The sequence below is a fragment of the Francisella noatunensis subsp. noatunensis genome, assembly GCF_009823375.1.
GTDB classification, from domain to species: Bacteria; Pseudomonadota; Gammaproteobacteria; order Francisellales; family Francisellaceae; genus Francisella; species Francisella noatunensis.
The window spans coordinates 1-5,786 of record NZ_WBSX01000117.1; the positions used below are offsets into that span (position 1 = coordinate 1).

Here is a 5,786-nt window from a genome sequence, read left to right on the forward strand (position 1 = left end):
CAATATAAATACAAAAAAGAAGGTGACTCTAAACAAGTTAAGATAAAGGATAGAGCGAGTATTTCTGAAAGACCTAGCAGTGCTAATAGAAAAAATCTTTATCACTTTGAAGGTGACACTATTGTTGGTAAAGACCATAAAAGTGCTATTGTAACAATGGTCGATAGAGCTAGCAGATTTACTATTTTAGCCAAGTCTATAGATAGAACAGCTAATTCAATCAATAGAATATTGTACAAAGTATCTAATGGTCATAAAATATTAACAGCTACATTTGATAATGGTAAAGAGTTTGCTAAACATAAGAAGCTAACTAGCAAGACTGGCATCAAAGTATTCTTTGCTGATCCATACAGTCCTTGGCAAAGAGGTACTAATGAAAACATGAATAGGTATATCAGACAATTTATACCTAAAGGTACTAACTTTAACAATATATCTCATCAATACATTAGAAAGTTACAGATAGACTTGAATAATAGACCTAAGAAATGTTTAAATTACTTGACACCTAATGAAGTACATTTTGGTATCTCTATAAACATTGAGAATACAATCTAGCATATTAACTTATACCTACTATTATTATTTGCTCTAGCCCGTTCTAAATGCTTATTATTAAATAATTTTGCCACCTTAACTATTTATACTAAAAATATTGATTGATAAACTTTGAAAAAGATAAATATTTTGTCTAAAATCTATTTATAAAATCGACATTAATATATGGAGAAAATAGTGGATTTAAAAGACTTTAAACAAATAGAGCTTTCTCACTTTACCGATACTAAATCAATAAACTATCTTAGAGATGATGCTAGCCATCTTCTTTACTTAGAAAGTTCCGCTTTAGAGGTCTTCAGGGATTATAAGGATCATAATGCTTTGACAGTCAGAGCAGATCTCAATATAAAAGATGTAAAAACAAAAATAATTGATAGTCATAAAGATTTTGCGCTGGTAATTAGTACTGATGATAAAGTTGTAGGAACGATTGCTCTTCATTATATAGAAAGCCAAGCACTTCAAGAAAGAGCTAGAAGCTCAGGTACAAAACCTGCTGATTTAGTTGTACATGATATTATGTTACCAATAGCTAAGGTAAATATAGTATCTTATTCTATTATAAAAAATACTAAAATTGGTCATATCCTTAATACTTTGATTAATTCGGATTACCATCATATAGAAGTGTATGATAAGAATGAAAATGGCGAAAAATATATTCGTGGTTATTTCTCTTTACCATACATTAGAAGAAAGCTTGGCTTAGATGTCTATCACGTTTATCAAAAAGAAGGCGTCTCTAATCTTAATAAAGGTATCTAACTGTTTTAATACTAATCAATATATCTTTCTATAACGTTATAAAATTGATTTGCCATAATTGTATATCCTTTTGCATTAGGGTGCACAGCATCAACCATTAAATCTTGGTGGCCGATAATTCCTTCTAAAACATTAGGAACTAACAAACATCCATTAATTTTTGCAAACTCGATATAGTCTTCAGCATAATCATTTTTATAGTATGGTATGTCTAAACCTCCAATAACAACTAATGCCCCATTTGCCTGTAGTATATTTACTATACGTCTTAAATTTGCAAAAGCTTGAGCTGCAGGAATTCTTTTCCTGAGATCATTTGCTCCTAGTGATACTATTACTATTCTAGGATTAGCTTGTATAACATCTTCAATTCTTAATAGTGCTTGACCTGTTGTTTCACCAGATACTCCCATATTTATTACAAGTTTACCAATCATTCTTGATAATTGAGATGGATAGTTGTCATATTTATCTACACCATATCCAGCTGTCAAGCTATCACCAAAAGCAATAATAGTCTCACCATGTGGTTTTTGGTTAACAATTGGCCAATTATTATAGTTTTGGTAGATAAAATAATAGTATGACAATGCTAATAAAAGTATCAAAAAAATGACAAGAAGTATTTTCTTCATCAGATAGGTATCACCAAGAATAAATATGCTAGAAATTATAAAATAGTAAATCGCAAAATACTATCTATAGTAATCGTAATTATAAGTAGAATTTAGACATGGATTTTATAAAAACTATCTTTTATAATTTAAAAGTTTTTCTAGAACTTTAGATATTTTATTGAACGAAAGATTTGAATAATCTAGCAAAAGATCTTTTGTACCGTGAGTCAAAAACTCATCTTTTAAACCGAAATTTCTGATAATTATATTTTTACTTAGATCATTGGCAAGTATATACTCATTAACTGCAGAACCAGCCCCACCAGCTATTGAATTTTCCTCAAGTGTAAATATGATCTCATGATTTTGACATATTTGATTAATCATTTGTTCATCAAGAGGCTTTACAAATCTCATATCAACTACAGTAGTATCATATTTATCAGCTAGCTGGTTAGCAAGTGGCAGTAAGGTTCCGAAGTTTAAAATTGCAACTTTAGAACCTTTTTTAATAAGCTTTGCTTTACCGAGCTCTATATCAAGCCTATCAGTAATTTCAGCTCCAATACCTGCCCCGCGAGGATAGCGCACCATAGCTGGCCCCTTGTATTCATATCCAAGCTCAAGCATATGATGTGTTTCATTTTCGTCACTTGGAGTCATAATCACATGATTTGGAATACAACGCATAAATGATATATCAAAACTACCATCATGAGTTGCTCCATCTGCTCCAACAAGACCGCCTCTATCAACAGCATACAAGACATCTAAATCTTGTAATGCTATATCATGTATAACCTGATCATAAGCTCTTTGTAGAAATGTTGAGTAGATAGCAACTACAGGCTTAAGTCCTTGGCATGCTAAACCACCTGCAAAAGTAACTGCATGCTGCTCAGCAATAGCCACATCAAAGTATCTATTTGGAAATTGTTGTGAAAATCTAATTAAATCAGAGCCTTCCTTCATAGCTGGAGTTACACCTACTAAACGCTCATCTTTAGCTGCTTTTTGACAAATCCAGTTACCAAATATATTTGAGTAAGTTAGCTTAGAAGCTTTTGATTGATCATCCCCACTATGAAAACTTGGTGCTACATGATGAAACTTGATAGGATCAGATTCTGCTTTAATATAGCCTTTACCTTTTTTGGTAATTACATGTAAAAGTTTTGGACCTTTATGATCTTTTAAAATTCTTAAAGTCTTTACCAACTCTGTAACATTGTGACCATCTATTGGACCCACATAATAAAAACCTAAATCTTCAAAAAAATTTGCAGGGACAAACATTCCTTTAGTCTGTGTTTCTATCTTTTTTACAAACTCAAACATTGGTGGAATATTTTTAAGAACTTCCTTTCCTTTTTCACGAATTGAGTTATAAAAGCCACCTGAAATAATCTTGCTAAAATGAGCTGAAAGACCACCTACATTATCAGAAATTGACATTTCGTTATCATTGAGAATAACTAGGATGTCTTCTTTAATTCCTCCGGCATGATTAAGTGCCTCAAATGCCATACCACCAGTTATAGCGCCATCTCCGATTACAGCAATTGAATTAGAGTGCTTACCTTGTAGTCTATCTGCAATAGCCATACCGAGTGCTGCACTTATTGAAGTACTTGAATGCCCTACTCCAAAGGTATCATATTCACTTTCAGATCGCTTCGGAAAACCTGAAATTCCACCATCTTTTTTGATCGTAATAAGCTTATCTTTTCTACCTGTTAGAATTTTATGAATATATGTTTGATGACCCACATCCCAAACTATATTGTCATAAGGCGTGTTATAGACGTAATGCAAAGCAACAGTTAATTCTGTAGCACCAAGACTACTTGCAAAATGTCCACCACTCACATCCAATGTGTCTACCAAAAAAGTTCTTAACTCAGATGCTAGTTCTTTAAGTTGTCCCTCAGGTACAAGCTTAAGATCTGCAGGGGTATTTATCTTATCTAAAATAGTATATTTCGACATAGTATAAAATCTTCATCTAACCCAAAAGTACAATTCTAAAGAATATATACTTTAATAAATTAAACATTTCGTCAGCTAGTGGTTATTCCCACTCAATTGTTCCAGGTGGTTTACCTGTTACATCATAAACGACTCGTGATACTTGTTTAACTTCATTTACAATTCTATTTGAAACTATAGATAAGAAGTCATAAGGCAAATTTGCCCATGTTGCAGTCATAAAATCAATACTAACCACAGCTCTTAATGCTATAACATATTCATATCTACGCTGATCCCCAACAACCCCAACTGACTTAACTGGTAAGAAAACCCCGAAAGCCTGAGAAATATCATGATACAAATTATGCTTATAGAGCTCTTCAGTAAAGATAGCATCTGCTTTTTGTAGAGTTTCAACATACTCTTTCTTAATTTCACCTAATATACGCACACCAAGACCCGGACCTGGGAACGGATGTCTATAAAGCATATTATACGGTAAGCCTAAGCCTAGTCCTAATTTACGCACCTCGTCTTTGAATAACTCTCTTAGAGGTTCTAATAGCTTAAGCTTCATCTCTTTTGGCAAACCACCAACGTTATGATGAGATTTGATAACATGAGCTTTAGACTGGCTATTACCAGCTGACTCAATTACATCACTATAGATCGTGCCTTGAGCAAGCCATTTCGCATTTTCGATTTTAGCTGCTTCTTCATCAAAAATATCAACAAAAAGTTTACCTATAATTTTACGCTTTTCTTCAGGATCACCGATACCTTTTAGAGCATCTAAAAATCTATTTTTAGCATTTACACGAATAACATTAATATCCATATGCTCTGCAAATACTTCCATCACTTGGTCGCCTTCGTTAAGACGAAGTAATCCCGTATCTACAAATATACAAGTAAGTTGATCGCCAATAGCCTCATGTAATATTGCTGCTACCACAGATGAGTCAACACCACCTGATAAGCCTAAAATTACTCTATCACTTCCAACCTGTTTTTTTATTTCTTTAATATCGTTTTCAATAATATTTTCGATATTCCAAAGAGCATCACATTTACAGATATTTAAAGCAAAATTTTCTATAATTTGTTTGCCATTCTCTGTATGAGTAGTTTCTGGATGGAACTGTACTCCATAAAAAGGTTTACTCTTGTGAGCAACAGCTGCAACAGGAGCATTTGCTGATGATGCTATTACTTCAAAATGTTCGCCAGTTTGAGTAACTTTATCACTATGGCTCATCCATACAGATTGTTCTGTTTTAAGATTGGAAAATATATTTTCTGATGATTTTAAGATATTAATGATCGCTTTACCAAACTCACTTTGATCAGCACCTTTTACCTCTCCACCATGCTGCATTACCATTGTTTGCATACCATAGCAGATACCCAAAACAGGAACACCTAATTCAAAGACTATTTCCGGAGCCTTAATATCTGAATCATATACAGACTCAGGACCACCAGAAAGAATTATACCTTTAGCATGATAATCTTTGATAAAATCATCTGCTATGTCGTGAGGAAATATTTCGCAAAAGACACCAACCTCCCTCACTCTACGCGCGATAAGTTGAGTATATTGCGAACCAAAATCTAAAATCAAAATCTTATTATTATGTATATCTGTCATTTTTATAGAAATAAATATTTTCTTAAAAGAATATTTTAACCTAAATAAATTTGATTGTAATTAGCTTTTAGTGATAAATAAAAGCTAGATTGTATTCTCAATGTTTATAGAGATACCAAAATGTACTTCATTAGGTGTCAAGTAATTTAAACATTTCTTAGGTCTATTATTCAAGTCTATCTGTAACTTTCTAATGTATTGATGAGATATATTGTTAA

5 protein-coding genes and 1 pseudogene are annotated in these 5,786 nt (G+C 32.5%); 2 read left to right on the forward strand and 4 right to left on the reverse strand.

Translation table 11 applies throughout. From position 1 onward, the window contains the following. The coding region (locus F8C69_RS08655; protein ID WP_159183759.1) for an IS30 family transposase at window positions 1-561 on the forward strand (561 nt) is incomplete at its 5' end. A 177-nt stretch (window positions 562-738) separates the two neighbouring features. Further along, entirely contained in the window at window positions 739-1,329 is a 591-nt protein-coding gene (locus F8C69_RS08660) for a CBS domain-containing protein (RefSeq protein WP_192189652.1), read from the forward strand. 11 nt (window positions 1,330-1,340) lie between these two features. On the opposite strand, the gene F8C69_RS08665 is transcribed toward F8C69_RS08660, so the two are convergent. The 4 genes and pseudogenes from F8C69_RS08665 to F8C69_RS11505 all read right to left on the reverse strand — a co-directional run. Next, complete coding sequence (locus F8C69_RS08665) at window positions 1,341-1,964, reverse strand: arylesterase (protein WP_159184897.1); 624 nt, start codon at window positions 1,962-1,964, stop codon at window positions 1,341-1,343. A gap of 114 nt (window positions 1,965-2,078) precedes the next feature. Continuing rightward, window positions 2,079-3,935, reverse strand: coding sequence for a 1-deoxy-D-xylulose-5-phosphate synthase (gene dxs, locus F8C69_RS08670; RefSeq protein ID WP_159184898.1), 1,857 nt, complete (start codon window positions 3,933-3,935; stop codon window positions 2,079-2,081). 82 nt (window positions 3,936-4,017) lie between these two features. Further along, entirely contained in the window at window positions 4,018-5,568 is a 1,551-nt protein-coding gene (gene guaA / locus F8C69_RS08675) for a glutamine-hydrolyzing GMP synthase (RefSeq protein ID WP_159184899.1), read from the reverse strand. A gap of 84 nt (window positions 5,569-5,652) precedes the next feature. Continuing rightward, window positions 5,653-5,786: pseudogene (locus F8C69_RS11505) on the reverse strand (IS30 family transposase); the annotation flags it as partial.

Bases quoted from the DNA above. Each gene is read 5' to 3' on its own strand.
- F8C69_RS08665 (WP_159184897.1), bottom strand. From the start codon at position 1,964: ATGAAGAAAATACTTCTTGTCATTTTTTTGATACTTTTATTAGCATTG.
- dxs (WP_159184898.1), bottom strand. From the start codon at position 3,935: ATGTCGAAATATACTATTTTAGATAAGATAAATACCCCTGCAGATCTT.
- guaA (WP_159184899.1), bottom strand. From the start codon at position 5,568: ATGACAGATATACATAATAATAAGATTTTGATTTTAGATTTTGGTTCG.